Source organism: Prevotella amnii CRIS 21A-A, assembly GCF_000177355.1.
Classification (GTDB): Bacteria; Bacteroidota; Bacteroidia; order Bacteroidales; family Bacteroidaceae; genus Prevotella; species Prevotella amnii.
In genome coordinates, this window is the sequence record NZ_ADFQ01000020.1 from 1 (window position 1) to 1,186 (window position 1,186).

1 pseudogene is annotated in these 1,186 nt (G+C 30.5%); it reads left to right on the forward strand.

Going from position 1 to position 1,186, the window contains the following annotated elements:
- Positions 1-447 precede the first annotated feature (447 nt).
- Positions 448-654 (forward strand): annotated as a pseudogene (locus HMPREF9018_RS02540) (IS5 family transposase); the annotation flags it as partial.
- Positions 655-1,186: the final 532 nt, after the last annotated feature.

Below are 1,186 nucleotides of genomic sequence, written 5' to 3' on the forward strand. Positions count from 1 at the left end.
AAGAGTTGCAGCGCCTGGAGACATCTTTATTAATAAGGGAGTGTTCTCAATCCTAAACACAGTGATTGTTGGTTTTTGATATTTTTTTTTCATACAAATAACATTTAAATTGTAACGTTTATAATTAAGCAAATTATAGAAATTCTATAAGTGTACTGGCTGTATACAGCAATAAAAAAATAATAGTTTGCAAAAGTCATCATTATTAGGCGTAACGCCAAAAATAAAAATCAAAAAAAAATAACGTTATTTTTCGTTAATAGTTTAGGTTTTTAACAGTTGACTTGCACAATGGTAACATTTGAAGGCAATGTTGTTGAACAAAAAATAAAACTTTAAGGTGATAAATTATAAAAACGCTATTTGATAAAAGAACTGGTATGAGACCTCTGCAAAACTCTTATCCTAAGATTTGCTCATTTCATCATATTTTTGTACCTTTATGGTATGAAACAAACTCTTTCTTCTCCCAGTTTTGCCGATGTCGTTCTCGGTCAGCGTGAGGTCAAGCAGACTTTCTTTTCCCAAATAGATAAATTAATCGATTGGATACCTATTCGTGGTATCATAGAAATCGCTTATACCAAAGGTTATAAATCAACAGGTCGTCCAAGTTATGACAGCTTGATTTTATTCAATATTATTGCTGTCCGGTGAAACTCAAAAGACATAAAACCCCTCCCTTAAAATAGGACTTCGGAAGTTATTTTCTCAATAGTAAGCCCCTTAATCGAAAAGACTTGGTTTAGGTGGCACTTTTTGCATATCCTTTGCAGAGGTCTCAAAATATGATTTAAAATGTCTAAATTGTCTTATGAGATAAAATATAGCAAAAAGGGGAATTTTTAGTATTTTTCTTGTTTTCTTTTTGTCTGAAATGTTTTTACAAATTTCTATACATCATCTTTTTTGGTGTAAAACATTATCTATTCCTGAGTAAAAGTTGATGTTCTATAGAGTAAAAATTGATATTTTAGAGGGTAAAAGTTGACGTTTTTCTTTGCGTGCTGTAAGTGCCTAAGTGTAAATGCTTTAAGAAAGCAGCGTAGAATGTTGTGTGATTGTTTTTGAAATAAAAAAAATAAACATTTTTGTATGCTTCTCTCTTTTTTAGGTTTCGTTTGGTTTATGTTTTAAGCAGTATGGTGTTCTTGCTCTGTTATCTATATATATAATGTGTAGTCTT